Source organism: Pediococcus damnosus, from assembly GCF_001437255.1.
GTDB classification, from domain to species: Bacteria; Bacillota; Bacilli; order Lactobacillales; family Lactobacillaceae; genus Pediococcus; species Pediococcus damnosus.
Genome location: NZ_JQBD01000137.1, coordinates 1 through 3,286 on the forward strand (window position 1 = coordinate 1; position 3,286 = coordinate 3,286).

2 rRNA genes are annotated in these 3,286 nt (G+C 48.9%); both read right to left on the minus strand.

The features are described 5' to 3' along the window. A 5S ribosomal RNA gene (gene rrf, locus IV84_RS10170) occupies nt 1–117 on the minus strand. Nucleotides 118–208: 91 nt separating this feature from the next. Next, nucleotides 209–3,131: ribosomal RNA gene (locus IV84_RS10175) — 23S ribosomal RNA — on the minus strand. Nucleotides 3,132–3,286 lie beyond the last annotated feature (155 nt).

Sequence of the window (3,286 nt, forward strand, 5' to 3'; positions counted from 1 at the left end):
GCATGGCAACGTCCTACCCTCGCAGGGAGCGATCCCCCAACTACTCTCGGCGTTAAGAAGCTTAACTTCTGTGTTCGACATGGGAACAGGTGTATCCTTCTCACTATCGTCACCACACTTCTCCGATCCACTTACGCGGCTCGTGTGAAAGAAATTTATTCTCTCAAAACTAAATAATATCGAATCCTTCTCTTGAGAACACCACTTTGTGGTTAAGTCCTCGACCGATTAGTATTGGTCCGCTCCATGTATCACTACACTTCCACTCCCAACCTATCTACCTGATCATCTCTCAGGGGTCTTACTTCCATAAATGGAATGGGAAATCTCATCTCGAGGTGAGTTTCACACTTAGATGCTTTCAGCGTTTATCTCATCCATACGTAGCTACCCAGCGATGCTCCTGGCGGAACAACTGGTACACCAGCGGTATGTCCATCCCGGTCCTCTCGTACTAAGGACAGATCCTCTCAAATTTCCTACGCCCGCGACGGATAGGGACCGAACTGTCTCACGACGTTCTGAACCCAGCTCGCGTACCGCTTTAATGGGCGAACAGCCCAACCCTTGGGACCGACTACAGCCCCAGGATGCGATGAGCCGACATCGAGGTGCCAAACCTCCCCGTCGATGTGAACTCTTGGGGGAGATAAGCCTGTTATCCCCAGGGTAGCTTTTATCCGTTGAGCGATGGCCCTTCCATACGGTACCACCGGATCACTAAGCCCGACTTTCGTCCCTGCTCGACCTGTCTGTCTCGCAGTCAAGCTCCCTTGTGCCTTTACACTCTGCGAATGATTTCCAACCATTCTGAGGGAACCTTTGGGCGCCTCCGTTACTCTTTAGGAGGCGACCGCCCCAGTCAAACTGCCTACCTGACACTGTCTCCCGCCACGCTTAGTGGCGCGGGTTAGAGGGTTCATACAACGAGGGTAGTATCCCACCAACGCCTCCATCGAAACTAGCGTTCCGATATCTACGGCTCCTACCTATCCTGTACAAGTTGTACAAACACTCAATATCAAGCTACAGTAAAGCTCCATGGGGTCTTTCCGTCCTGTCGCGGGTAACCCGCATCTTCACGGGTATTATAATTTCACCGAGTCTCTCGTTGAGACAGTGCCCAGATCGTTACACCTTTCGTGCGGGTCGGAACTTACCCGACAAGGAATTTCGCTACCTTAGGACCGTTATAGTTACGGCCGCCGTTTACTGGGGCTTCATTTCAAAGCTTCGCCGAAGCTAACTCATTCACTTAACCTTCCAGCACCGGGCAGGTGTCAGCCCCTATACGTCATCTTACGATTTTGCAGAAACCTGTGTTTTTGATAAACAGTCGCCTGGGCCTATTCACTGCGGCTGATCTTGCGATCAGCACCCCTTCTTCCGAAGTTACGGGGTCATTTTGCCGAGTTCCTTAACGAGAGTTCTCTCGCTCACCTGAGGATACTCTCCTCGACTACCTGTGTCGGTTTGCGGTACGGGTAGTTAAACTCTAACTAGAAGCTTTTCTCGGCAGTGTGACATCAGAAACTTCGCTACTTAAATTTCGCTCCCCATCACAACTTGTCCTGAAAAGATAAAGCATTTAACTCTATCTAAGACTTGTTGCTTGGGCACACTTATCCAACTGTGTGCTTTTCTTAGCCTCCTGCGTCCCTCCATTGTTCAAACAAGTTTAACTAGTACAGGAATCTCAACCTGTTATCCATCGTCTACGCCTCTCGGCCTCGACTTAGGTCCCGACTAACCCTGGGTGGACGAGCCTTCCCCAGGAAACCTTAGTCATTCGGTGGACAGGATTCTCACCTGTCTTTCGCTACTCATACCGGCATTCTCACTTCTAAGCGCTCCAACAGTCCTCACGGTCTGCCTTCATCGCCCTTAGAACGCTCTCCTATCACGCCACCTTACGGTGGCATCCACAGTCTCGGTAATATGTTTAAGCCCCGGTACATTTTCGGCGCAGAATCACTCGACTAGTGAGCTATTACGCACTCTTTAAATGATGGCTGCTTCTGAGCCAACATCCTAGTTGTCTATGCAACTCCACATCCTTTTCCACTTAACATATATTTAGGGACCTTAACTGGTGGTCTGGGCTGTTCCCCTTTCGACGATGGATCTTATCACTCACCGTCTGACTCCCGGACATAAATCAATGGCATTCGGAGTTTATCTGAATTCAGTAACCCTAGATGGGCCCCTAGTCCAAACAGTGGCTCTACCTCCATGATCCTAAGTCCGAGGCTAGCCCTAAAGCTATTTCGGAGAGAACCAGCTATCTCCAAGTTCGTTTGGAATTTCACCGCTACCCACACCTCATCTCAGCACTTTTCAACGTACACGAGTTCGGTCCTCCAGTGCGTTTTACCGCACCTTCAACCTGGACATGGGTAGGTCACTTGGTTTCGGGTCTACATCTGCATACTCAGTCGCCCTATTCAGACTCGCTTTCGCTACGGCTCCGTTTCTTCAACTTAACCTGGCATGCAAACGTAACTCGCCGGTTCATTCTACAAAAGGCACGCCATCACCCATTAACGGGCTCTGACTTCTTGTAGGCACATGGTTTCAAGAACTGTTTCACTCCCCTTTCGGGGTGCTTTTCACCTTTCCCTCACGGTACTGGTTCACTATCGGTCACTAGGGAGTATTTAGCCTTGGGAGATGGTCCTCCCGGATTCCGACGGAGTTACACGTGTTCCGCCGTACTCAGGATCCTGAACTGAGGGATTTTCATTTTGCCTACGGGGCTGTCACCCGCTCTGGCCAGTCTTCCCAGACTGTTCGGCTATGAAAATCTTTGGTAACTCAAATGTTCGGTCCTACAACCCCAGGAAGCAAGCTTCCTGGTTTGGGCTGTTCCCCTTTCGCTCGCCGCTACTCAGGGAATCGATTTTTCTTTCTATTCCTGTGGGTACTGAGATGTTTCAGTTCCCCACGTCTACCTCCAACCACGTTATGTATTCACGTGGCGGTAACAACGGATTAATGTTGTTGGGTTTCCCCATTCGGAAATCTCCGGATCAAAGCTTACTTACAGCTCCCCGAAGCATATCGGTGTTAGTCCCGTCCTTCATCGGCTCCTAGTACCAAGGCATTCACCATGCGCCCTTTATAACTTAACCTAACTTTATCAAAGATAAAGTGGTTTTGAGTTTAGCGATTATTTTTGAACTAATCTTGTTTTAAAACTCTATAAAACGCAATGTTCTCGGTTTAATTATCTGATAATTAAAATTAGAAAATTTTTCGATATTATTTAGTTTTCAAAGAACAAATT